A 24,869-nucleotide genomic window follows, 5' to 3' on the forward strand; every position below is an offset into this window, starting at 1 on the left:
AAAGACCTTTCGTCCGAACATTCGTCGCAGACCAGCGCATCGGACTGGCGGTCAATCGTCATTTGCCGTTCTCCTATTGTGAATCAGTCCTACCAATTCCAACCACAGACGCAATCCATCCAAATGACATCGTCCAACTACATGATCGTTGGTGCCAGCGGCGGCATCGGAACTGCGCTTTGCAAACAGCTCGTTTCGGATGGTCACCGAGTGATGCTGGTCGGCAGAAATGAATCCAACCTGCAAACGCTCGCAAACGAACTCCAACAGCCTTTCCAGGTTTGTGATGCAACCGATTGGGACGGATTGGCTGGCGTCGCTGACTACGCAATCGAACACTTTGGCGGACTCGATGGTGCAGCGAATTTGGCCGGTTCGATCCTACTCAAGCCAGCTCACTTGACCAGCAAAGAGGATCTTCAATCTGTGCTCGAAGCCAATCTGATCACCGCCTTTGGGTTGGTCCGGACGATCGCCCCACGTTTAAAAAAACAGGGCGGTGGTTCGATCGTGTTGATGTCCAGCGGCGGCGCAGCAATCGGGTTAACCAGCCACGAAGCCATCGCCGCTGCCAAGGCGGGAGTTGCCGCCATGGCCCGCGCAGCAGCCGCGACTTATGCGGCCGGCAACGTCCGCATCAACACGGTTGCCCCCGGTTTGGTCGAGACCGAATTGACCGCCCGGGTCTGGCAGAATGAACGTTCGGCGGAAGCCAGCCGATCCATGCACCCGCTGGGGCGACTCGGCCAACCCGAGGACATCGCCTCGATGATTGCGTGGCTGCTGGCTCCCGAAAACGCCTGGATCACTGGCCAGGACATCGCAGTCGATGGCGGACTGAGCTCCATCAAATCAGCCACCCGATAATTCCAGTTGCATTCGCAAGTAGCTTCTCGACTCCGGTGCATCCAGTCCCAAGGCTGTGGCCAAGCCCACGACTTCCGACCGAGCTGTTTCCACCGCCTCGTCGCTGGGCGAACGTTCATGCAACACACGTTCAATTTCGGCAAACTCGCCCAGCCCATCCACACGATCAATCGTGACGGTCATCGGATCGGTTGATCCCAGGTGAAACGTTTCTCGTTGCTTGGTCACCGTTGCAACCTTCTGAAAACCAAGTCGATCGAACAACGTCTCCATGGACTCCCCCGTCGGATCGCCTGGATCCAAGCGCCATTCCAGTTCCTCGCGAGCCTTCACCGCCCCCGGTCGCTTGGAACCTTTGTAGGTCACCAATGGCGTGCCATCGATTCGCCGGACTCGCAACGCTTCCCCCGATTCGGCGAAGTCACGCGACGGATGATTGTAATAGGTGTCTTGGTTTTCATTTTCCGACACCAGAACCGCATCGTTCTCCGCCAGTCGCTCTCGGAGTTCGTCGACATTGCCGACGCGAAATTTCAATTCGACTTCAAACATTCCTGTTCCTTCACTTGTAAGAATTTGCAATTGGATTCGTGTCGCTGTTTCAAAGTGGCGTTGTCCAGTCAGGGAACATTCAGCTGAACCAATGGTGCCGGAGCACCTTCGCTGGTCACCCACACCCCTGATTGTGAATCGACCGAAATCGCTTCCACCTGTTTCAATTTGGGCAGATCAATTGCGGTGGGCGTTTGTGCCATTTGGTCTTCCAACGAGGCGTGATCGGCCTTGGAAAACTTCATCGCTTGCCAATACGTCGCAACCCACACGTCGCCTGTTCTGGCATCTCGATCCGCTGCCGTCGCCAACGCAATCGGCACTTGAGTCACCAACTCCGCGGTGACTTTTTGGTTCAGTTGGCCGGTCGTCTCGTTGAACAAGGGCACTCGATACAGCCCCACCCATGGCACGAATCGTTTGCACAGCAACATCAACTCTTGCGAGGGTTCGTCGAACCATATCGCCTCGCAATCATGAGCCCCATCGGGATAGGTGACGCGAACCAAGCGAACCTGTTCACGCTGGATCTCGCCAGACTGCCGGGGATCCATCTCATCGACCACCAGCAGCTCGATCTGGCCACGTTTGGCTTGGTTGTCCCCGCAATCCGCGATCACCAATCTCGCCGGTCCGCCGGGTTGGCTCGGCGGCAGCATGGCGAGGTCTTCCCAATCAACCGCCACGACACCCGGGAACTGCCATTGCCCCGTCGCTTGCCCAGTCTTGGCATCGAACGCAAACAACCGGGCACGATCTCCGGAATCGTTGTGGGACCAGATGCAACTTGGGTCCTTCAACGAAAACACCAACCCGCTGCTCTCGTTCAGTTCCTTGTCAACCAACTCGACCGAAACGAACGAGGGTTCCTCCGCAGGAACGCAACTTGACAATGCGATCGCAACCAACACGCACGCAGACAACTTCAGCAAAAACAGACATGGATGACTCATCCTCGACGTTCCCCTGTGGTTAGCGTTCCAGAACGGAACCGACCGCTTCTGAGTCGGCAGTCAAACGGAACGGAACCCGTTCCAGGATTTCTCGCATCGTCGATGCCGTTTGACGCAGCCCTTCATGAGATGCCAAAGCTCCTGTGACCGCAACGCGCCCGATCCCGGCCTGCGACACTTGCTCCACATTGTCCAGCCCAATGCCACCAATCGCGAAGGCGGGCAAGGCAAGTTCTCCGGTTTGCTCCGCATCACTGACCTGCTTCAAGAACACACAGCCGGGAAAGTGATCGAACGACTTCGTCTTGCCGGGGAACGTTGGTCCGCAGCCGATGTAATCGGCCGTGGTGCGAGCGGCCGCGTGAACTTGTTCGATGTCGTGCGTTGACAGCCCGATCAAGCGTTCCCTGCCCATCACGCCGCGAAGCGCATCCACCGGCACCTCTTCTTGCCCGACATGCACTCCATCCGCGTCCGCCGCCACAGCGATGTCGGCCCGGTCGTTGATGATCCACAGCACTTCCCGCTGCTTGGCGATGGCCGCCCCAATCCTTGCTTGTTCAAACAAAGTCCGATCGTCGACGCTTGGATCACGGAGCTGAATCACATCGACTTGGGCATCGGCCAACTCAGCAATCCGGGCTTCCAAACGATCCGCATTGGGCTCGCACGCGATCAAGGCATACAACCTCGCGTCGCGTAACTTTCGCGAACGCGTGTTCGAACCAGCCATCTTCAGTTCCAATTCCCGGAACGTGGCGTAACACTGGTAACGAATCGATTCGATCCTCGCAGCAAACGCAGGGTCGCTGGTTTTCCCATACTCTTCCAGGCACCGCAGAGCTTGCTGAGTCCGAGTCGTCGCGGCCGCAATCACCGCAGAAAGGTCCGCTCGCGACTGCTCACTTGCGGTTGTCACTTGTGTGCCAACGTCCCCCGGCGTGTCACGAGAATCGATCAGTTGCAACCGGTTCCACCGCCCCATCGCGACCGCCAAATCATGGCGGTGCGTCTTCAGGCAATCCGTCAGACAAAGATCGTCTAAGATGAAGCGAGCGGACTCCTCGAGCGTCCGAAGCCCTTCGCCAGCGCGATTTGCATTGGCATCCAAGATTCGCAACACGGTTCTGGATTCGGCATTCGTCATTCGTCTCGTTGCTCGCTCTGTTTATTCCACATGGATCCCACCTTCGCCCCTTCCCACTGACCGCCCCGCCATGTCCATCTCCCGCCTCCGGTTTTCCACCGCAGCCATTATTTCGATCGCTGCTTTCCTACCGTTCGGTTTCCTCGCCGTCGGACACGCCGATCAACCGACCCAAAAGTCTTCGCCACGTCAAGCACGTGCGAACGACCCGTTTGCGCCACCCCAAATCGATCCGGCCCTCCCCAACGTTCTGTTGATCGGCGATTCCATTTCGATTGGCTACATGTTGGACGCCCGACGAGCCCTCGAAGGCACAGCAAACGTCTTCCGCCCCAACACGAACTGCGGCCCCACCACCCGCGGGCTGGAACAACTCGACCGCTGGTTGGGTGATCGTAAGTGGGATGTCATCCACTTCAACTTTGGCTTGCACGATCTCAAATTCATGGGCCCCAATGGCAAGAGTTTGGCCGATCCCAAACTGCCGACCAGCAAACGACAAGTCCCACTCGAAGAGTACTCCGCCAACCTCGAAACCATCGCGAAAAAGTTAAAAGCAACTGGCGCAACCGTGATTTGGCGCGAGACCACTCCGGTCCCCGAAGGATCCCAGGGTCGACTGGCGGAAGATGGCCCACGCTACAACGAAGCCGCCGCCCAGGTCATGGAATCCATTGGAGGCATTCAAACCGATCCCTTTTATGAGGTTGCGATGAAGCATGCCTCCATGCAACGCAAAGCCAACGTGCACTACACACAGGCGGGATCAAAATTGCTCGGCGAACACGTCGCCGAAGTCGTCTCAGCAGCACTCCAGCAATGACCTGACAATTGGGAACGAAGCAGGTCGGCAGGAATGATCGGAAATCACCAGGTGAGCCGTTTGGGCGTTAGCCCCGGTTGGACGTGGAAGCAACCACGTTTGCCATCACATTCTAAAGGCCGAACGACTCCTGCCGACCTGCATAGCCCGCATTGCGGATTTAAAAGAAAGCCTTCCGGCATCAATCCAGGGCGGTCCCGACGGCGTTTTACAACTTGGCATCCGTTCCCTCCATTCTGGTTTCCCAATGCGATTGACTGTCTTTTCCACTGTGCTGGCTGTGCTCTCACTCTTGGCCCCGTCTCTCATCCGTGCCGAGGAGGTGATGATCAAGCCGGATGTTGTCTACGGACACAAGTTTGGCTTGGCAACGACTTTTGACGTGTTCACACCAGCTCAGAACGCCAACGGAGCGGCGGTGCTGTTCATGGTCAGCGGCGGCTGGTACTCCAGCTGGTCACCACCGGAACAAATCCAACCCCGGTTCAAACCGTTGACCGACCAAGGGTTCACTGTCTTCGCCGTGCGACACGGCAGTAGTCCCAGGTTTTCCATCGCCGAAGCGGTTGCGGATGTTCGTCGCAGCGTGCGTTTCATTCGGCTGAATGCAGAGGCCTACCAAGTCGATCCGGATCGAATCGGCGTGTTCGGCATGAGTGCGGGAGGGCATTTGTCACTGATGCTCGGAACGGCATCCGATGAAGGAAACGCCGACTCCAAAGACCCCGTCGACCAAGTCAGCGATCGTGTCCAAGCCGTGGTTGCTTACGTGGCTCCCACTGACCTGCGAATCATGGCCATGGACGCGCCGGACCGGCTGGCTGCTTATGAGCGTTTTCCGGCATTGGAGATCGATGCAAACACGGCGGAACCTGACTCACCGATCGTTCACGTCACGCCCGACGACGCACCGACACTGTTGCTCGCAGGAGCCAAAGATGAATTGGTTCCGATCTCGCACAGTCGCAAGATCCTGGTGGCGTTCGAAAAAGCAAACGTCGAGACGAAATTGATCGAGTTCGAAAACGCAGGTCACGGGTTTGGAGGCGAAGACGCAAAGCAGGCGACCGACGCGATGGTGGATTGGTTTGTCACTCATCTCACCGAAAAACCCTGACCCAGCTTCGTCTCGCGCTGCCCTGGGAGTGACATTTCTCAATGTCTGAAGAAATGGGTACATGCTTTGCGTAGTTGAAAAGGGTCCTGTTTTCCCGAACGATCGCCCTTTCAACCTGAACGCATGAATGGCAAAAACTAAATCCGATCTTGCCACCATTGCGGCGGTCGCTCAGTTGCTAGCAGTTGTGTTGACCGTTGCCGCTTTGTTCTTTGCTCGCGACGTGTTCATTCCACTCGCACTCGGGTTATTGCTGTCGTTTCTGCTCACCCCGATCGTCGATCGCTTGCAGCGATGGGGCATTCCTAACATCCCAGCCGTTGTGATCACGGCGGCCTTTGCATTCGTTTTGCTCGCTGGCACGTTCACGCTACTTGGCCGCGAATTAACCAACCTGGTCGGCGACCTTCCAACCCACAAAGACGAGCTCGTTTCGAAGGCTCGCAGCATCGCGGGCATGACGACCGGCATGGGAGGCGAACTGGACAATCTGGCCGATGAGGTCACTCAGGCCATGGTCAAGGATGCCGACCCCCGCCAGGAAGCCACAGACCAGATCGCTGAAGACCAAACCATTTTTCAGCAGTGGACTGACAAGCTCCTGCCAACCAAAGTGGCTCCCAGCGATCTCCCCAACGATGGGACAACAGCCAAGAGCCCCCTCTACGTTCAATCCGTCGAAGAAGCCTTGCCGCTGGCGTCCTGGGCTTCGACCGCTGGGACCTTGCTGGGACCACTCGCGACCGCTGGCCTGGTGACGGTGTTCGCGTTGTTCATGCTGATCCATCGTGAAGACTTACGGGACCGAATGATAGCGGTGGTCAGTCATGGCAATTATGTCACGACGACAGAAGCCCTCGATGAGGCTGCCGGCCGCATCAGTCGATACTTGGTCGCCCAAACGATCATCAACACCAGCTATGGATTCGTGTTGGCGATCGGGCTTTCCATCATCGGGTTGACCATGACCGAAGACGGAGCGTTTCCCAATGCCATTTTGTGGGGCGTGTTGGCGACGTGCTTGCGGTTCGTGCCGTACCTCGGCCCCACCGCTGCCGCAATTTTCCCCTCCGCGATCGCCCTTTCGGTCTTCCCTGGTTACAGCGTCTTTCTGGCGGTTGTGGCGCTCATCACCACCCTGGAACTGGTCAGCAACAATGTCATTGAACCATGGTTGTATGGAACCAGCACCGGCATTTCCGCTGTCGCGGTGATTGTCGCGGCCGTCTTTTGGGGTTGGCTGTGGGGCCCCGTGGGCCTGCTGCTTTCCACCCCGTTGACTGTCTGCTTGGTTGTTCTGGGACGCTACGTGCCTCGTTTCAAGATCATTGCGACACTCCTGGGGGAAGACGTTGAAATCAAGCCGTCGATTCGTTTCTACCAGCGACTCCTCGCGTTCGACGAGCACCGAGCCCACGAAATCCTGTTCGATCATTTCGAAGCGGAGGGTTTGGAGGAAGCCTGCGATGACGTTGTCCTGCCTGCACTCAAACGAATTCGAACCGACCACGACGCGGAAAACCTGAGCGATTCCGACGCCGACCGACTTTTTGAGATGGTTGCTGGGATGATCCCGGAGTTAGACGACCGCGTCTCCCTCGCGCTCCGTTCGCAACTGGATGCAGAGGAACCAACCGAAACGCCCAGCGTGGAGCCCCAAAGTCGAATCATCGGCACCAACTCCCACCACCACAGCGAAACGCTCGTCCTGAAACTACTCCGACTCGGCGGCCGAGCGTATTATCAACTCGACGGGGTGGAGGACGACATGATGCCGCAAGAGATTGCTCGCATGATTGCCGACGCCAAACCGCTTGCCGTGGTCATCGCAGTCCTTCCCAAAGGTGGCTTTGTTCAAGCCCGCTACCTCTGCAAAGCCATTCGCAGCGAAGGCTACTCGGGAGCGGTCGTGATCGCCTGCCTCGGTAAGTTCAAAAACTTCGACAAACTCTTCGTCAAGTTCCGCAAGGCGGGGGCGACAGCGATGACAACTTCGTATTCACAAACGCACAGCAAATTGGTCTCCATCACTCAGCGACACGCCCGTCAAACAAGCACCTCCTTCCCTCAACCCCAGACGACCTCATGACGACCATCCTTCTGGTGGAAGACAACCACGACATTCGCGATCTCGTCAGCCGAAAGCTTCGTGGACAGGGATTTGCAGTGGCCACCGCCAACAATGGATTGGAAGCGGTCCTCGCCTGTGCCCAAACGGCCCCCGCGTTAATCTTGATGGACATCAACATGCCCGAACTGGATGGCATCGAAGCGACCATCCAGATCCGTGCTGCAGACCCTGAGCAACGCATTCCTGTGATCGCGTTGACAGCCTATGCGTTGCCCGACGATGAAGAACGAGCGAAAGCAGCCGGCTGCGATGCTTTTCATCCGAAACCAGTCGACTTCAACAAACTATTCGATCAAATCACATCCCTCTTAGGAGAAACGAGCGCATCATGAATCAAATCAAAGTCGGAAGCCGAATCGTCTATCAAGTCAAGTCACCCACCACCTTTCTATTCAACATTTCGGTTGCCCAAAACGAGCACCAACCGATTGTCGACGAAGCGTTCATCGTCGAACCGTTTCATGAAATCCATGAGTGTGCTGTCAGTCAGCTGGGAAACCGTCTCGTTCGACTGTCGGTCCCACCTGGCGACTTGACGATTCGTTACAACGCCACGGTCAACCTGAACGCGGAGCAAGTCGAAGCGACTGACGTCGGTGAAACCCCTTATGAGCAATTGCCAGCCGACGTGCTGACCTACCTCAATCCAAGTCGCTATTGCGAATCGGACGAACTCCTGGACTTTGCCATGCAAGAGTTTGGCAATTTGCTGCCGGGCTATTCGCGTGTGACGGCGATCTGCAATTGGACTTACAACGAATTGTCATACACCCCGGGCAGCACCGGTCCAACGTCAACGGCTTGCGATGTGCTGCAGCTGAAACAGGGGGTTTGCCGTGACTTCTCCCACGTTGCGATCAGCCTGTGCCGAGCCATGGGAATCCCGGCACGCTACGTCGCCGGCTATGCCGTCAACTTGAACCCGCCGGACTTCCACGGGTTCTTCGAGGCCTACCTTGACGGCCGTTGGTTTTTGTTCGACGCAACACGACTCGCACCCGTCGGTGGCTTCGTTCGAATCAGCACCGGCCGTGACGCCGCCGACGTGGCGTTCAGCACCATTCGCGGCAGTGCGAAGAGTGTTGAGATGGAAGTTTCGGCAGTGAATCTACTGCCTGACGATGGACTACTCGACCCATCCAATGTTGAAACGGCGGTCAGCAGCGCATGACATTTTGCATCGGGATCAAGGTCCGAGAGGGGATCGTCGCGCTGGCAGACACGCGAATCGTTCGCGGTAGCGAGCAGTCCAACAAACAGAAATTGGCTGAGTTCCAGCACAACGGGCAAAGCCTATTCACGATGACGAGTGGGCTGCGGTCCGTCCGCGACAAGGCGATCACGTACTTGGATGAGTCACTTCGCAATGACTCCGCTGATGTTCAGCGTCTCTACCAACTCGTCAATCGATTTGGCGAGCAACTCCGTCGTGTGAAGGCCGAGGATGGTGCGGCATTGCAATCGACCAATCACAAATTCAACTCCCATGCGATCATTGGCGGGAGGCTGACCGGGGATTTCAGCCCGCAGTTGTTCTACGTCTATCCAGAGGGCAACTGGATCGAAGCGGCGGAGGATGCTCCCTATTTCGTGATCGGACGAACGTACTACGGCAAGCCAATCTTGGACCGCTTGTTGACCTACGAAACCTCGTTGCGATCTGCGGTCGGACTAGCACTTCTCGCCTTCGATGCCACTCGCACCAGCGTCACCGATGTGGATTACCCCCTTGATATCGCGGTCCTACCAAATCAGTCCACGGTGCCGACGTTCTCCCGTTACTCCGAAAGCGACCTGGCAACGACAACCGCGTGGTGGTCCTCCACCTTGTCAGACGCGTTGGCCCAACTGCCCATGCAATGGGCAGATGGATTGCTAGGCATCTCGCCTGCCCCAGACGTCTTCCAGCCCAACCAGAACCCACCCCCCCAGTAGCAGTTTGTTTTCCCGCGACAAACGTTTGCCCCAGTCTTAAACGGGTCAGGATTGCCACCTTTTCCCGTACGAGGTCAGTGAGCAACACGTTGCGAGAATGCACTGCTACACTGCACTGGACATGATCCGTGCGAAGGGCTGAGCTGGGTGTTGACTGAATGAGTTGGACAAATTTCTTGCTGGCTCTTTTCGGAGGGCTCATTTGCTGGGTGGCTTGGATTGCTTTGGCTGGTGGCACGCAGCACCAGACGGTGGTGATCTCGACGGGCTCTGAGCAAGGCATCTACTTTCAAGTCGGAAAGGAAATTGGCGACTCGTACGCCACTCGTCATCCGGCGGTCCGCTGTGAAGTGGTCTCCAGCGAGGGGAGCCACGAGAACGTCACCCGACTGCAAAACGGAACGGCAGACGTTGCGATCTTGCAGAATGATGCCGTCGCCGATGAACGCGTTCGCAGCTTGGCAATGCTGTACACCGAAGTGTTGCACTTGGTTTGCCGAAAGGATGCCGGCATCCAATGCTTGAACGACTTGGCAGGACACCCCACCAACTTGGGTTCGCAATCAGGCGGGACCCATTCGTTGGTGGAAGCGTTGCTGCGGTTTTCTCGGGTCCAAATTCCAACCAGCCAGCAGCTGAACTTGGGTTTCTCCGACTCCGCCGAGGCATTGCGTTCGGGAGACGTCGACGCGGCATTCTTTCTGGTGGGGCTGGGATCGGAAATCATCCAAGACTTGATTGCGAACCCCGAATTTGAGCTGGTGCCGATCCAAATCCGCGCCGTGGACAGCGAGGGAACCTTCGTTTCAGAGCGGGCATTCATTGACGGGTTCCGCACGCACTACCCGCACGCGGAGTTTGCTGAAATTCCATTGATGTCGTACGAAGGCAGTCCGACCAGCCCGACGCCTTCGGTCGGCATCGGCGCCGTTCTGGCATGCCGTGCGAGCTGGGAGGAAGAGCTTGCCAGTGATTTGGTGCAGACCCTTTTCGCTCATCGTGCGGTCCTGGGACGGAAGATTTCACTCCTCAGCGGACTCGATGAACAGTCCAGTCAGACTCAACTGCAGTTTCCACTTCATCGCGGTGCGGAGGCTTACTTCCGCAGAAACGAACCCGGGTACTTGGCGGAGAACGCTGAATCGATTGGGGTGTTGATCACCGTGGCGCTGTTGCTTGCCAGTGGCTTGCATGGGCTCAAGAAATGGATTGATCAGAAACGCAAGAACCGAGTGGATGTGTACTACGGTCGAGTTCAACAAATCCTTGATTCGCTGGGCAGCCAAGGATTTTCAAATTTTGGCGACGCGTTGCGAGACCTGGAAGCAATCGAATCGACCACGTGCCAGGAATTGATTGAGGAGCGACTCGACGCAGACCATTCCTTTGTGATCCTGCAGAACATGATCCATCGCTGCCGGGCCGAGATCGAACGAGCAGCGGCAACCGCAGGGCGAACCTAAAGCAGGCGATTGTCTATCAAGTCGGTAGCTGGATTCGCCAGAATTCAGAGGTGCGAGTTGATGAGCGTCCGAATTCTTGGCGAATCAGGCGACGGTCTCGCGACCGCGCCGGTTCACGGCGGACGCGTTGCCGCTTGTAGGCCAGGTCCCACCTGGCGCTGGTTCATTGCCGGGGAACACCGCCCTCGCCATGGAAGGTTTTCTGGACGCCTCGCTTCGTCCCCAAGCATCGGCTCGGTGCCAGGTGAGACCTGGCCTACGCCTTCACTCCGCCCGTTGCAAACCGGCAAGATGTTCTCCATCCAAACCGCGGAGCGGTGGCATACGGCAGCCTCGGGTTTTAACCCGAGGTCCCAGTTGAACCCGCAATGGTTCCAAGCCGCGGAGCGGCGACAGGTGGGTTTGCACCCGTTGCCTACTTCACACTCCGCGACGCCCGTCACACGCTCGCAACAGCCGCCGAAGGAACTGGACTCGAAGGTTCCATCTACGCCGGCCTCGAATCGCTCACCGAAAACATCCTTGGTCGCGGATCAAAACGCGTCGCCTAGCCGAAGCTCAAGTCCTCTGTTCAAGATCCCCGGTGAAGAGAACCGAGTCGTTCCCCCATTCGCCCTTGAACTTTGCTTCGGATTCGTACTCTCCGGCGCAGTTGTTGGTTTGCTCCAAGTGCAGTTCTTCGATGCTGGGCCACGTGCTCAGATCCTGGTTGTGCTGAATCGGTCGTGAACTGCACTGATGGAGGTTCATTCGTTACCCACTGTCGCAGTGCATCAGTCCGTGTTCAGGGCAGATGAACGCGCAGCACCAAGCCGAGCTCCCCGGGCACCGTGAAAGTGACCAAGAAGTGAGCCTCCGCAACAGAGGACACTGAGGCTTGGTAACCGGGCCGAACGGCCTTCGGCTCACAGGACGCTGGCTTTGTAAGCCGCTCGGCGTTAGCCGCGGTTGCGTTTCAGTACCGGGGGCGAGGTCCTGGTTGGCGGGAAGGTTGAGGACATCGGGGACACTGAGCCTTGATAACCGGGCCGAACGGCCTTCGGCTCACAGGACGCTGGTTTGTGAGCCGCACGGCGTTAGCCGCGGTTGCGTTTGAGTACTGGGGGCGAGGTCTTGGTTGGCGGAAAGGTTGGCGCGGGCGGGGATGCCGGGTTGGTAACCGGGCCTAACGGCCTTTGGCTCACAGGACGCTGGTCTTGTGAGCCGCACGGCGTTAGCCGCGGTTGCGTTTCAGCACTGAGGGCGAGGTCTTGGTTGGCTGGAAGGTTGAGGCCATCGGGGACACTGAGCCTTGATAACCGGGCCTAACGGCCTTCGGCTCACAGGACGCTGGTTTGTGAGCCGCACGGCGTTAGCCGCGGTTGCGTTTCAGTACCGGGGGCGAGGTCTTGGTTGGCGGGAAGGTTGGCGAGGGCGGGGATGCCGGGGTGATAACCGGGCCGAACGGCCTTCGGCTCACCGGGGTGTGAGACGCCTCTGCTCTGTCACTGCACTGGTACGTGGGTGCACTGGTACGTGGGTGCACTGGGGCCTGGGGTGCGACCGGGGCACGACGGTTCGTCCCGATGACGAACCTACGAACTGGCGCTGCGGTAGCTGCCCAGGGCTCGTCGGAACACCCAGCGACTGAACGTGACGCTCAGCACCGTTGCGATCAAAGCCCAACCGACCAACATCCACTCTTCATTGGTCCGTGGATCGATCGGCTTGGCCAGCAAACGAGCCGGAACGTTGACGACCACCAACACCGGCACCACAAAGGTGAAGAAGCCGTACATCGGCGTGCCCCAACCACGGTTGTAGATTTCCATCGGGTAACGGCTGAAGTTGGTGATGTAAAACCAGAAGTTGTAGAGCGTTTGGTTCCGGCCCAACCAAATGCTGGTCGCCGACAAACAAATCATCAGGCTGTACATGATCACGACGCCGCACATACAGAACAGCACGTAGAGCACCAACGACAACACGCTCGGTATGTGCGGGTCGACCTCTCGCGTGGCCAACCTCGACAAAGCCACCCCCGCGATCACCAACCCCGCCAGGAAGTTTGCCAATGACGACCAACTGACCCTTCGAAACGAAATCAGAAACTGCGTGTCAATCGGCTTCAGCAAGGCAAAGTCCAGCCCGCCCGTCCGTATCAGCTCACTGAATTCTTCGGCGTTGGGCATGAAGAACGCTTGCACGATCGAATTGATGAACCAGGTCGTGGCCAGGAACAGGAAGAATCGCTCACGATCCCAGCCGGTGTCCGCTCCGATTGATCCGGTGAACTGAAAGATGATCAGGTAGAAGCCGACGTTCATCAGTGTCCAACCGATGCTGCTCACACACTCAATCACGAAGTTCGCGCGGAATGTCATGTCGCGAACCAAGCTGTTGCGAGCAAACGTCCCAAACACTCGAACGTATCGCATCCATTCAGAGCCGGTTTCTCGTTCCGGGGTTTCCGAATCGTTCATCCACGGGTCGTCCATCGAAGGGTTGCCTTGCTTCGCCTCGTTCGTTGTTGATTTGGACTGCATCGGATCAACCTCCGTACCCGCTGTAGCGAGCCACACCGCGGGAATAAGACCAACGACAAAGAACGATGAAGAACGTCAACCAGGCCGCTTCGATCGCCATTTCCATCGGCAGGTCTTCGTCAGGAATCTTCCCCAGGAACACAGCGGCGGGGAAATATGCCAAGTACTTCAGAGGCAGCAAGTTGACGAACCATTCGATGCCGTCGGGCAACAACGAAATCGGAAACATGTGCCCTGACAAGAAGAAACTGAACAGCATGTAGAGAAACAGCAAGGACGAGACTTCTAGGAACCAGAATCCAATCATCCCGATGGCCGCTTCGAGGAAAAAGCCAATCAGGAACCCCATCACCAGCGATCCCAAGAACGCGATGAACAGGTGCGGTGGCGGGAATCCGCCGACGAAGTAATCGCGGCAGAGAAAGAACACCAACCCGAACGGTGCAAACGCGATCGCGTAATAAGCGACCTTGTGAGCGATCCGGTTGATCAGCAGGAAGCTGAGCAAATCGATGGGCTGGATGAGATACCGTTTGATCTCACCCTCGCGAATCTGAAGGGCGATGCCGGATGCCAACCCTGGCATGCTGGAGAAGGCGCGGGCCAACATGGTGATCAAGTAGTACGCCACCATGTCTCGAAAACCGAACCCGCCGATCTGCACCGCATCGGTGGCAGCATCAAGCTGAGCCCCCCCCACTGCTGACTCGACCATCTTCTCGGCCGCTTGGCTGGCGGCGATTGAATCGTAAATCGCCCACCACAAAAAGATCTGGGTGACGATCGGCAGGAACCGCATCAATGTCCCGAGCGCGAAATCCCCGCGATAAACCAATCGCTCCGACAGAGCGGTGCTGAAGATCTTTTTCCACACCCGCACACGACCGCTCCACGTCGTTGCGGCGACGTGATGCGAGTCCGGATTGGGATCGTGATAAGACGAAGTTGCGGTCGCCATGAAGAATTGCAGAGAGGCTTGGGAGTGAGTCATACGGGCGACCAAGCACCCAGGACACGCACGGCAAACAGGATGGTCACCCCGTTTGCCGTCCCGAACCAAAGTAGCCGAGAAGCGAGGTTCTTCCGATGCCCCCTCTGCCTGAGAACGCTCGATCCAGGCGTTCAATGGACCCCGAGGCGAGAAAGTTGAAAAGAATTTGCCGCCTGCACTTTCGCCACAGATTGGTATTGACGTGTCCGTGAAACCCCAGCAAACTTCTCGCATGCTTGTAACGAAGCGGGCAGCCTGCCAATTGGGGAATTCCCCCCACCGCGGCTGACACACTACGCTACAGGGATGTAACCGGATCGAAATTTGCCTCGGCACCTCGTCCTTCCCAGTTTGCCAAAGGGAACGTCGAATCGCCGGTCACTCAGGAAGAGTGGCGATCACTCCGCAGCCGCGGAGCCGGGTTGACCGTTCCACTGACCGCATCCAACTTGGGTCGGCAGCCGTTGACAAGCCAGCAAGGAAGATCTTGCTCGACTTGCCCGCCGCATGTCGTTTCTGAGGTGGATGCTCCCCGCGTTCGTGCTGTTTGAATTTGTCGCCAACGACATCTTGATCCGGCCTTTTGACAGGAGCGTTCGTTTGTCCTCTTCAACGGACTTCGACGTCAAAGAACGAGTTCGCGCCGCGACTGACATCGTCGATGTCATCGGGCATGATCTGGAATTGCGTCCGCAGGGCCGTCACTTCGTTGCCCGCTGCCCATTCCACAACGACTCACGTCCGTCGATGACGATCAACCAAGAACGGCAATCTTGGAAATGCTGGGTCTGTGACATCGGCGGGGACGTCTTCAGCTTCATCATGCAACGTGAAGGCGTGGACTTCCCGACCGCCCTGCGAAGCCTGGCCGAACGAGCCGGGATCGAAATCCCCGAATTCAATCGCGGCCCCAAAACACAACCGGGCAGCCCCGACGACAAAGCCACCTTGATGAAAGCGGTGGACCTGGTCTGCCGATCCTACTTCGACGAACTGGCCAGCGGAAAATCCGACGACGCCAAAATGGCCCGCGACTACCTCGCCAGCCGTGGCATTGATGACAGCAATCGCGAACTGTTCAAGATCGGCTTCGCCCCCGACTCCTGGGACTTCGCGATCAACGTCCTGAAACGAAACAAGTTCTCCGAAGCGGTGGCTCAAGCCGCTGGCGTGGCCATTGGCCGCGATGGCAAATCAGGTTGCTACGACCGCTTTCGTGGTCGGCTGATGTTCCCGATCGACAACCCTCAAGGCCAAGCCATCTCGCTGGGTGGCCGAATCATTCCCGCGATTGCCAACCGCATCGCGGAAGCCAAGGGCGACGGGTCCAACGGCGGTGCAAAGTACATCAATGGTCCCGAGACCATGCTGTTCCGCAAATCCAACGAACTCTACGGGCTGCACCTTGCTCGCGATGCAATGCGGGCCGCTGACGAAGTCCTCGTGATGGAAGGTTACACCGACGTTGTCGCCACTCGCATGGCGGGAATCGACCACAGTGTCGCCGTCCTGGGCACCGCCCTGACAGCCTCGCACATCCGCGTGCTCAAACGCTTTGTCAATCGAGTCGTGCTGGTTCTTGATGGCGATGAGGCCGGCAAACGTCGGGCGGAAGAAGTCCTGGAACTGTTCGTCACCGCCGATGCGGACCTGAGAATCCTGACGCTCCCCGATGGACTGGACCCGGCCGACTTCCTGGCTCAACAATCCGCTGCAAATTTGCTGGACATGGCAGGGAAAGCTCCCGATGCGATGGACCACAAACTGAACCGCTTGACCGAAGGCGTCGACGTCACTCGCGACACGCACCGGGTCACGACCGCAATCGAAACGATGCTGGGCGTGCTGACCAAGACACCGGCCAAGAGTGACAAAACCGAACTGAAGATCGACCAGCTGTTGGTTCGCATGAGCCAAACGTTTGGACTGCCCGTCGAACGTTTGCAACGGCGTCTCGAAACGGTTCGCGAAGAATCCGCTGAACGCGAACGCAAGCAAGCTCGTTACCGCAAAGCCAACACGAACAGCGGCCCTCCGAAATCAGCACCGAGCGGGGCCCCGGCGCCACAGAGACCTGCTGCCCGACCACCCGCCGCTGCGGCTCCCATGGACGACTTCGACCCGTTCGCGGAAGCAGCGATGGAAGACGCCGCCGCGTTTGGAATCGACGAAGGCTTCGACGACTACGGCTCCTCGGCCCCGAGCGACTTTGGCGCATCCAATCACCAGCGTCCCAACGCCCAACCTGGCCCACAGCGACCCAACCAGCATCGCCCAGCCCCACAGCGACCTCACGAACCAGAACAAGGCACCCCGATCACGGGCGTTGACCGCGAACTGTTCGAGACCCTGATCGAGTCACCCGAAGTCGCCGCGATGGCAGTCGAATCAATCGACCCGTCTTGGCTGTACTCCAACACCGCCAAGATGCTCCTGTCAGCTTACCAAGACTTGGATCTGCAAGGCCGCGACCTGGATGTCGACTCCGTGCTTGTCCTGCTCGAAAATGATTTTTTGAAAAATCAAATCATCACTTTGCAAGAGCGAATCGAACAGCGAGCAGGACACGTTTTAGACGAGCCCCACCTACGATACACCGCGATCTTGACTCGATTTCGCGAACGTGAATTTGACGCTGAGAAGTCCCGTCAGATTGCAAAATTACAATCCGCATCCTTGCCCGAAGACGAAGAGCTCGCGATGCTGGAACAACTCTTTGCCGCCGAGCGAATCCGGCAAACGCCACGCTAAGACACGCCCACCCAATCCGCCACGAAAAGGAGCCAAGACACCCGACCCAACGGAAGCGTTTCGCGATTCATGATGAATCGCATTTGAAAAGATTTCAAACACGACACTCCAGTCATTGCTGAACTGAATCACGTGATTCAGGTTCCCGCAAACATCAGCGTGACTGACCGTTCCATGAAGGAACGTGACCCATAACAGGAGGTTTTTCCGATGCAATTGATGGACCAAGATCTTTCGCAACTCATCGCCCGCGGAACCAAGGATGGTTTCCTCACCTACGATGAAGTCAACGCATACCTGCCCGACGAAGACGTCAATCCAGAGAAGCTCAACTCACTCCTGTTGGCCCTGGAAAATCGCGGCATCCAACTGATCGAAGCCTCGGAAAAGAAGGCCCGCGACGCCGCCGCACGCCGTCCCACTCCCAATGTCCGCGGCTTGCGTCCGACTGAAATGGGTGCCGACGAAGAGTCGCCCGAACAAGCCTTGGCGAACGAAGTCGCTTCGCAAAGCTTCTCATCGGCTGACCTGCCCAAAGCCAGCGAAGACCCGATTCGCATGTACCTCAGCCAAATGGCCGAGATTCCCTTGCTGTCTCGCGAAGAAGAGATCGCACTGGCGAAGAAAATTGAAATCACTCGCAAGCAATACCGTCGCTCGCTGCTGGAAACAGACTACGCCTTGCGAGCCACCGTCGACACGCTGCAAAAGGTCCACTCCGGCGAACTCCCCTTCGACCGCACGATCAAAGTCTCCCTCACCGAGCGATTGACCAAAGAACAAATCTCCCAGCGGATGCCGCACAACTTGCGAACGCTGAACGACCTGATCGCCAAGAACAAAACCGACTTCGAAATTTTGGTCCGCCGCAGTGCCTCGCCTCGACTGAAAGCCGAAGTCCGCAAGCAGTTCCTGCGTCGCCGCCGCAAATGCTTGGAACTGGTCGAAGAACTGTCGCTGCGAAGCCGCCGGGTCACCCCGCTGCTGCACCAACTCGAAAAGGTCTCCGGCCGCATGACGTTCATCCGCGAGCGCTTGGTCGAACTGGGCAACGACGCGATGAGCCGCGACGAAGCAGCTGACCTGCGTCAAGAACTTCGCGAATTGATGCTGGTCACGCAAGAAAGCCCGACCAGCTTGCACAACCGAATGACCAAGGTTCGTCGCCACTTCGATCAATACGAAACCACCAAGCGTGAACTCAGCGCCGGCAACCTTCGCTTGGTCGTTTCGATCGCGAAAAAGTACCGCAACCGCGGACTGTCCTTCCTGGACCTGATCCAAGAAGGAAACACCGGCTTGATGCGAGCGGTCGACAAATACGAGTACCGCCGCGGCTTCAAGTTCAGCACCTACGCGACTTGGTGGATTCGCCAAGCCATCACGCGGGCCATCGCTGACCAAGCTCGCACGATTCGAATCCCAGTTCACATGATCGACGTGCTCAGCAAACTTCGCCAAGCACAAAAGCGTCTGACGCAAACCCTGCGTCGCGAACCCACCTACGAAGACATCGCCGAAGCGACCGACGTGCCATTGGAAGAAGTCCGCCGCGTGATGGACATCGGACGTCACCCCGTCAGCCTCGACCGCCCGGTCGGAGAAGGCGAAGACAGCAGCTTCGGTGAGTTTGTCCAAGACAGCGAAACGGACAACCCGGTTCGGATCGCCGCCAGCGGCATGCTTCGCAACAAGATCGACGAACTGCTGAAGACACTCACCTTCCGCGAACGCGAAATCATTCGCTTGCGCTACGGCCTGGTCGACGGATACAGCTACACCCTCGAAGAGTGCGGCCGGATCTTCAAAGTGACCCGGGAACGTGTGCGTCAGATCGAAGCCAAGGCAGTTGCGAAGATGCAGAGCCCTTCGCGTGCCGAACGCCTGTCGTCTTATCTCAAACCCGCTGCTTAACCCAGCTTTCCCGCTCTTCACAAAGCGGGTGAAATGCATCCTTGAAAGCCTTTGGCGAAACGTCTTGCAAAAGACGAATAGCCAAAGGCTTTTTTGCTTGAATCACCTGACGGACAAATGGATCTCACACCCCCGATTTGGAATTTTGTGATACAAAGCTGCTGCATGCCCCATTCCCTTGCCCTGTGAACCGTCGTCCCCAGTGGATGGTGAATTCCGTGGCGTAATGTCGCGGAAACGATATTCTACAGGTGGCGGTATGGGTTTTTTCGACGAGTAAGTTTTTAATGGTAGCAGGTGACTTCACTGATCACCGGTGCCCTAGGCGATTGGCTGATGGGTGTTGCCGCATCCGTTTTGGGATGCTGTTCAACTAAGGAAATCAGAGGATAGAAATGGCGACTGGTACGCCGACGAACGGTCCTGGTGACGCAGCCTTGTCATCGGACTCAGGCACAGAAGAAGTTCGGCTGGAACAGTTTCAATATGACGACGGCATTGTCCGATTGTTTGCGACTGCCACGATCGTGTGGGGCATCGTCGCCACCCTGGTCGGCTTGATCGTCGCGGTGCTGTTGGTGCTTCCGTCAATCACGGGCGGTTTGCCTTGGTTCTCGTTTGCTCGCCTGCGCCCCCTGCACACCAACGCCGCCATCTTTGCTTTCGCCGGCAACGGAATCTTTGCCGCGGTTTACTACAGCACCCAGCGACTTTGCAAAGCTCGCATGTGGAGCGACGTGCTCAGCCGCATGCACTTCTGGGGCTGGCAACTCGTCATCGTTTCGGCGGCGATCACGCTACCACTGGGAATCACTCAGAGCCGCGAGTACGCGGAACTGGAATGGCCGATCGATATCCTGATCGCCGTGGTGTGGTTGTTCATCTTTGGTGGCAACTTCCTGATGACGTTGATCAAACGACGCGAACGGCACATGTACGTGGCGTTGTGGTTCTACATCGCCACGATCGTGACGGTCGCGTTGTTGCACGTGTTCAACAACCTGGTCATCCCCGCTGGCTGGTTCAAAGGCTACAGCGTTTACGCCGGTGTCCAAGATGCGTTCATGCAGTGGTGGTACGGTCACAACGCGGTTGCCTTCTTCTTGACGACACCGTTCTTGGGCTTGATGTACTACTTCTTGCCCAAGGCTGCGGAACGCCCCGTTTTCAGCTACAAACTCAGCATCATTCACTTCTGGTCGCTGGTATTCATTTACATCTGGGCCGGTCCTCACCACCTGCACTACACCGCGCTGCCTGAATGGGCCAGCACAATTGGGATGTTGTTCAGCCTGATGCTCTGGATGCCCAGTTGGGGCGGCATGATCAACGGGTTGCTGACACTGCGTGGAGCCTGGCACAAAGTCGCGGCCGACCCAGTGCTGAAGTTCTTCGTCGTGGGCGTCACGTTTTACGGGATGAGCACGTTTGAAGGCCCCATGCTGTCGATCAAATCGATCAATGCCTTCACTCACTACACCGACTGGACCATCGCTCACGTGCACGCCGGAGCTCTCGGCTGGAACGGGTTCATGGTGTTCGGGATGCTGTACTGGATGCTGCCACGGTTGTTCCAAACCAAGATGTGGAGCGAAAAGCTGGTCAGCCTTCACTTTTGGACGGGAACCATTGGGATTCTGCTCTACATCATCCCCATCTACGCCGCTGGCCTGATGCAAGGCTGGATGTGGCGAGCCATGGATGACACCGGCCACTTGATGTACCCCGACTTCATCGAAACGACTCAATCGATCGTCCCCTTGTGGTGGCTGCGAGTGGTCGGCGGCGTGCTGTACGTCAGCGGCATGCTGATGCTGGGCCTCAACTCGATGATGACCTGGATGGGACGTCCCTCCGAATACGAAAACCCGGTGCACACCGCGCCGCGTCTTTCCAAGAGCTACGTGGATCACACGCCCACACCGACCAGCTCCATTGATGACGCCCCAGTTTTGGAACTGGGTAAAAAGGTCAGCATTTGGAGTCAGATGGGATGGCACCGCCGGTGGGAACGCTTGCCCGTTCGCTTCACGGTGTTCACAACCATTGCCGTCGTTGTGGCAACCTTGTTCGAGGTGATTCCAACGTTCCTGATTCGCTCCAACGTGCCGACCATCGCGACGGTCAAACCCTACACACCGCTGGAGCTGGCCGGACGACACATCTTTGTCTCCGAAGGTTGCTACAACTGCCACTCACAAATGATCCGCCCCATCGTTTCAGAAACGAAGCGTTATGGCGAATACAGCAAACCGGGCGAGTTCATTTATGACCGACCATTCCAGTGGGGCAGCCGCCGCATCGGTCCTGACTTGGCTCGCGAAGGTGGAAAACAAAGCAGTTTTTGGCACTGGACTCACTTCGAGAATCCAGAAAATGTTTCACCGGGCAGCGTGATGCCAGCCTATGGGCATTTGTTGACCGAAGACATGAACTACGACGCCATTGCTCCTCACGTGAAGGTCGCCGCCTACTTGGGTGCTGAATACACGGAAGAGGACCTGAACAACACGGCCGAGGTCGCTTACAAGCAAGCGGAATACATCGCCGCTGACATCGTCGCTCAAGGTGGACCTGCCAAGGCCTACGAAAAACAAGCGGTTGCTTTGATCGCCTACCTGCAACGGGTGGGTGTGGATTTGTTCGCGACGGAAGAACCTGCGACGCCGGAGGAGCCAGTTGCTCCAGAAGCGGTCGAAGGCGAAGAGGCGGAAACCATCGAAGAAGTTGCGAATGGGGACTCGCCCCCGCAAGCAAGTTCCGAAGTCGCTGCCGCGAAGTAGCCCGAAGGATTGATCAAAATGCGTTACCAACGCTCCCCCAACACCCTCCAGTGAGAACGTCATGATCCGAGATCTTGTCAGTGCTCTCGACTATTCCATGTTTGCCGAATTGGCACTCGCTTTGTTCGTCGTCGCCTTTGCCACGATGACGTACGGAACACTCCGACTTTCAAAAAATGCATCTGATCGATTCGCTTCGATTCCGCTGAGCGACGATGTGGAGGACCCACGACCATGAGCCAAGTGCCAGAATACGACAACGCTCCGAAGACCGATCACGCCTACGACGGGATCGAAGAGTTTGACAACCCGTTGCCGGGTTGGTGGAAGTGGTTGTTCATCTCGTCCATTGTCTTCAGCCCGTTCTACTTCTTGTACTACCACAACGGTGTTTCCGGCCGGTCGGTGGAAGACCTGTACGGGGTCGCGCTGGCAGAGAACACGCGTTTGCAGTTTGAAGAAATCGGTGACCTGACGCCCGACGAGGCGACCCTGGTCGCTTACATGGAAAAACCCAACTGGGTTCGAGTTGGTCAGTCGGTCTTCAAAGCCAACTGCATCTCTTGCCATGGTCGCGAGGGCGAAGGCCAAGTTGGCCCCAACCTGACGGACGATTATTTCAAGAACATCAAGCAGATCGAAGACATCGCCAAGGTCATCAACAACGGTGCCGGTGGCGGAGCGATGCCGAAGTGGGCGGACCGATTGCATCCCAATGAGGTTGTGCTGGTATCCGCCTACGTCGCCACCCTGCGTGGCAAGAACATCGAAAGCAGTCGCGGCCCAGAAGGCAAGACCATCCCGCCTTGGCCCGAACCCGTTGAAGCCGCCCCCGAAACCCCCGAAGAATAAGCCTTAGTACAATGTCCACGCGAACCTCGTTGCCTCTGTTTTCGCCTTCACCTTGCAAGGTGTGTTACGCAGCGGATCGCGATGGGACATCTGGTGGAGGTGGTCCTTCGCAAGGCAGTGAATCGCTGCTCAAGCCCGAGGAACATGTGCTGAGCACGCTGGAAGCCGATGGCAGTCGCCGTTGGCTCCGGCCCAAACTCTCCATGGGCGAGTGGTGGAAACGTCGACGGGTCACCGCCTACATTTTGATGGTGGTGTTTGTTGCGATCCCGCATTTGCGGATCGGTGGCAAGCCTCTGATTTTGCTAGACATTGCCGCCCGTGAATTCACGGTGCTGGGCAAAACCTTCTATCCCACCGACACGCTGGTCCTGGCCCTGTTCATGCTCAGCGTTTTCGTGAGCATTGTCCTGATCACGGCGATCACTGGACGAGCATGGTGCGGATGGGCCTGCCCGCAAACGGTCTACATGGAATTCTTGTTCCGTCCCATCGATCGTTTTTTTGATGGCACCTTGGGCAAAGGTGGAAAACCCGCAAGCGGAATCAGTCCGGTTTGGCAGATCGCACGCTTCGCCGTCTATCTTGTCCTCTGCATGTTCCTGGCTCACACGTTCTTGGCCTACTTTGTTGGCACCGAGAAACTCGCCCAGTGGGTTCGAAGTTCGCCGATCGATCATCCATCCGCTTTCCTTGTGATGGCGGGCACGACCGGATTGATGCTGTTTGACTTTCTGTTTTTCCGAGAGCAAATGTGTTTGATCGCGTGTCCCTACGGACGCTTTCAATCCGTCATGCTCGACGAGCAATCCAAGATCGTCGCATACGATCCCGCTCGCGGCGAACCTCGCATCAAGGGAAAACGAACCCACGATGATGACCGCGGAATCGATCTTGTCCGCGGGAAGGAGGCGGGTGACTGCGTGGACTGTCACCAATGTGTGGTCGTCTGCCCAACCGGAATCGACATTCGCGATGGCCTGCAAATGGAGTGCATCAACTGCACTCAGTGCATCGACGCATGCGATGATGTGATGCACAAAGTGGGCAAGCCGAAGGGTTTGATTCGCTACAGTTCACAAGACGCCATCGCTCGCAAACCCAAGAAATTGTTGCGTGCACGAACGATCATTTACCCGATCGTTTTGGTCGGCGTTTTCTCTGGTTTGGCCATGGCGATCTCCAGCAAGAGCGGGTTTGACGCGAGAATCCTTCGCGGTCGCGGGGCGCCGTATTCGCTGTTGGGTGCCAAAGAAGTCTCCAACGCCTTCAACTTGCGGTTGGTCAATCGAACCGAGATTGCTCAGACCTATGAACTGTCGACGGATCACTCGAGTATTCAAGTTGAGATCATTGACACAGACGCTCAACGACTTGAACCCGCTGAATCCAAACTGCTGCCGATTCGATTGAACTTTCCTTCGTCGATGACCATGGGCGATGGAAATGAATCCATTGAACTGACGGTCAAGGATCAAAGCGGCAACGAACGCACTATCTCAATGAAGGTCCTGGGGCCACGCCGCTAATCATGTCATCGAAAACCGATCCCACCCCATCCGTGGAAACGCAACAAAAAGATGAGCGTCGTGCCAAGCGATTCTACATTTCTTTGGTGCTGCTGCTCTTCGCGATTCAGTCCACCATCCTCGGCACCGCGCTCAAGTTGGCGATCGGTGACCCGGCCTTGGCGGTGGTTCCCGACTATCACCAAGCTGCTTTGAACTGGGACACGTCTCATCGTGCATCCCTGGCGTCCGATCGCTTGGGCTGGGACGTCGATGTGATCGTCTCAAACATTTCCGACGCGAAAGGCCAGCGAGCCATTTCAGTGGAACTTCACAATCAACAGGGCGAAGCCTTGGACGACTTGAACGTCGAGGCAATGATCTATCGACATGCGGATGCGGCCGCTTTCCAAGCAATCGACTTGCCAAGCACAGGCGGCGGACGCTACCTGGGCATGGCATCCATGCCACAACAGGGACTTTGGCAAGTGGAAGTGAGCATTGGTGGAGCGGGAGAACCGATGACCCTGTCACGCACACTCGAACTGGAAAACTGA

At 57.2% G+C, this 24,869-nt stretch carries 21 protein-coding genes; 16 read left to right on the forward strand and 5 right to left on the reverse strand.

What is annotated here, in order from left to right; translation table 11 throughout:
* Positions 1–123 precede the first annotated feature (123 nt).
* Positions 124–867, forward strand: a complete 744-nt coding sequence (locus RISK_RS09835) for an SDR family NAD(P)-dependent oxidoreductase (protein ID WP_047814208.1) — start codon at positions 124–126, stop codon at positions 865–867.
* Here the strand turns inward: RISK_RS09835 and cyaB are convergent.
* The 3 genes from cyaB to RISK_RS09850 form a co-directional block, all read right to left on the reverse strand.
* Positions 853–1,419: a class IV adenylate cyclase gene (gene cyaB, locus RISK_RS09840; RefSeq protein WP_047814062.1), complete on the reverse strand. Its 567-nt coding sequence runs from the start codon at positions 1,417–1,419 to the stop codon at positions 853–855. The genes RISK_RS09835 and cyaB overlap by 15 nt on opposite strands.
* A gap of 68 nt (positions 1,420–1,487) precedes the next feature.
* Complete coding sequence (locus RISK_RS09845; protein ID WP_047814063.1) at positions 1,488–2,372, reverse strand: hypothetical protein; 885 nt, start codon at positions 2,370–2,372, stop codon at positions 1,488–1,490.
* Positions 2,373–2,391: 19 nt separating this feature from the next.
* Positions 2,392–3,519 (reverse strand): thiamine phosphate synthase, encoded by a 1,128-nt coding sequence (locus RISK_RS09850; RefSeq protein WP_047814064.1) that lies wholly within the window; start codon positions 3,517–3,519, stop codon positions 2,392–2,394.
* 70 nt (positions 3,520–3,589) lie between these two features.
* Here RISK_RS09850 and RISK_RS09855 point away from each other — a divergent pair, with 70 nt between their 5' ends.
* The 8 genes from RISK_RS09855 to RISK_RS32180 all read left to right on the forward strand — a co-directional run bounded on the left by RISK_RS09855 (position 3,590) and on the right by RISK_RS32180 (position 11,539).
* The gene (locus RISK_RS09855; RefSeq protein ID WP_047814065.1) at positions 3,590–4,342 is read left to right on the forward strand and encodes an SGNH/GDSL hydrolase family protein; all 753 of its coding nucleotides are present in this window, start codon (positions 3,590–3,592) and stop codon (positions 4,340–4,342) included.
* Between the two features lie 247 nt (positions 4,343–4,589).
* A complete protein-coding gene (locus RISK_RS09860; protein ID WP_047814066.1) occupies positions 4,590–5,459 on the forward strand; it encodes an alpha/beta hydrolase family protein in 870 nt (289 codons plus the stop codon).
* Between the two features lie 127 nt (positions 5,460–5,586).
* On the forward strand, positions 5,587–7,548 hold the full coding sequence (locus tag RISK_RS09865) for an AI-2E family transporter (RefSeq protein WP_047814067.1): 1,962 nt from the start codon (positions 5,587–5,589) through the stop codon (positions 7,546–7,548).
* A complete protein-coding gene (locus RISK_RS09870; protein ID WP_047814068.1) occupies positions 7,545–7,922 on the forward strand; it encodes a response regulator in 378 nt (125 codons plus the stop codon). The genes RISK_RS09865 and RISK_RS09870 overlap by 4 nt, the downstream gene beginning before the upstream one ends.
* Positions 7,919–8,761 carry a transglutaminase-like domain-containing protein gene (locus tag RISK_RS09875; RefSeq protein WP_047814069.1) on the forward strand — a complete coding sequence of 281 codons (843 nt, stop codon included), beginning with the start codon at positions 7,919–7,921 and terminating at the stop codon, positions 8,759–8,761. Before RISK_RS09870 ends, RISK_RS09875 begins: the two co-directional genes overlap by 4 nt.
* Positions 8,758–9,525, forward strand: coding sequence for a proteasome-type protease (locus RISK_RS09880; protein WP_047814070.1), 768 nt, complete (start codon positions 8,758–8,760; stop codon positions 9,523–9,525). The genes RISK_RS09875 and RISK_RS09880 overlap by 4 nt, the downstream gene beginning before the upstream one ends.
* Positions 9,526–9,683: 158 nt before the next feature.
* Positions 9,684–10,988, forward strand: a complete 1,305-nt coding sequence (locus RISK_RS09885; RefSeq protein ID WP_047814071.1) for a TAXI family TRAP transporter solute-binding subunit — start codon at positions 9,684–9,686, stop codon at positions 10,986–10,988.
* Positions 10,989–11,356: 368 nt separating this feature from the next.
* Positions 11,357–11,539: a hypothetical protein gene (locus tag RISK_RS32180; RefSeq protein WP_047814072.1), complete on the forward strand. Its 183-nt coding sequence runs from the start codon at positions 11,357–11,359 to the stop codon at positions 11,537–11,539.
* A 1,023-nt stretch (positions 11,540–12,562) separates the two neighbouring features.
* On the opposite strand, the gene RISK_RS09900 is transcribed toward RISK_RS32180, so the two are convergent.
* Positions 12,563–13,513, reverse strand: coding sequence for an ABC transporter permease (locus tag RISK_RS09900; RefSeq protein WP_173442642.1), 951 nt, complete (start codon positions 13,511–13,513; stop codon positions 12,563–12,565).
* Between the two features lie 4 nt (positions 13,514–13,517).
* The gene (locus RISK_RS09905) at positions 13,518–14,471 is read right to left on the reverse strand and encodes an ABC transporter permease (RefSeq protein ID WP_047814210.1); all 954 of its coding nucleotides are present in this window, start codon (positions 14,469–14,471) and stop codon (positions 13,518–13,520) included.
* A 540-nt stretch (positions 14,472–15,011) separates the two neighbouring features.
* Here RISK_RS09905 and dnaG point away from each other — a divergent pair.
* The 7 genes from dnaG (at position 15,012) to RISK_RS09935 (ending at position 24,869) form a co-directional block, all read left to right on the forward strand.
* Complete coding sequence (dnaG, locus tag RISK_RS09910; protein WP_047814074.1) at positions 15,012–17,255, forward strand: DNA primase; 2,244 nt, start codon at positions 15,012–15,014, stop codon at positions 17,253–17,255.
* A gap of 210 nt (positions 17,256–17,465) precedes the next feature.
* A complete protein-coding gene (locus tag RISK_RS09915; protein WP_047814075.1) occupies positions 17,466–19,169 on the forward strand; it encodes a sigma-70 family RNA polymerase sigma factor in 1,704 nt (567 codons plus the stop codon).
* A gap of 395 nt (positions 19,170–19,564) precedes the next feature.
* Complete coding sequence (ccoN, locus tag RISK_RS09920) at positions 19,565–21,952, forward strand: cytochrome-c oxidase, cbb3-type subunit I (protein WP_047814076.1); 2,388 nt, start codon at positions 19,565–19,567, stop codon at positions 21,950–21,952.
* A gap of 61 nt (positions 21,953–22,013) precedes the next feature.
* Positions 22,014–22,190 (forward strand): hypothetical protein, encoded by a 177-nt coding sequence (locus RISK_RS32570; protein WP_053061123.1) that lies wholly within the window; start codon positions 22,014–22,016, stop codon positions 22,188–22,190.
* Complete coding sequence (locus RISK_RS09925) at positions 22,187–22,804, forward strand: cbb3-type cytochrome c oxidase N-terminal domain-containing protein (protein WP_047814077.1); 618 nt, start codon at positions 22,187–22,189, stop codon at positions 22,802–22,804. The genes RISK_RS32570 and RISK_RS09925 overlap by 4 nt, the downstream gene beginning before the upstream one ends.
* Positions 22,805–22,815: 11 nt before the next feature.
* Complete coding sequence (ccoG, locus tag RISK_RS09930) at positions 22,816–24,333, forward strand: cytochrome c oxidase accessory protein CcoG (RefSeq protein ID WP_047814078.1); 1,518 nt, start codon at positions 22,816–22,818, stop codon at positions 24,331–24,333.
* Between the two features lie 2 nt (positions 24,334–24,335).
* On the forward strand, positions 24,336–24,869 hold the full coding sequence (locus RISK_RS09935) for a FixH family protein (RefSeq protein ID WP_047814079.1): 534 nt from the start codon (positions 24,336–24,338) through the stop codon (positions 24,867–24,869).

This window comes from Rhodopirellula islandica (assembly GCF_001027925.1).
GTDB lineage: Bacteria > Planctomycetota > Planctomycetia > Pirellulales > Pirellulaceae > Rhodopirellula > Rhodopirellula islandica.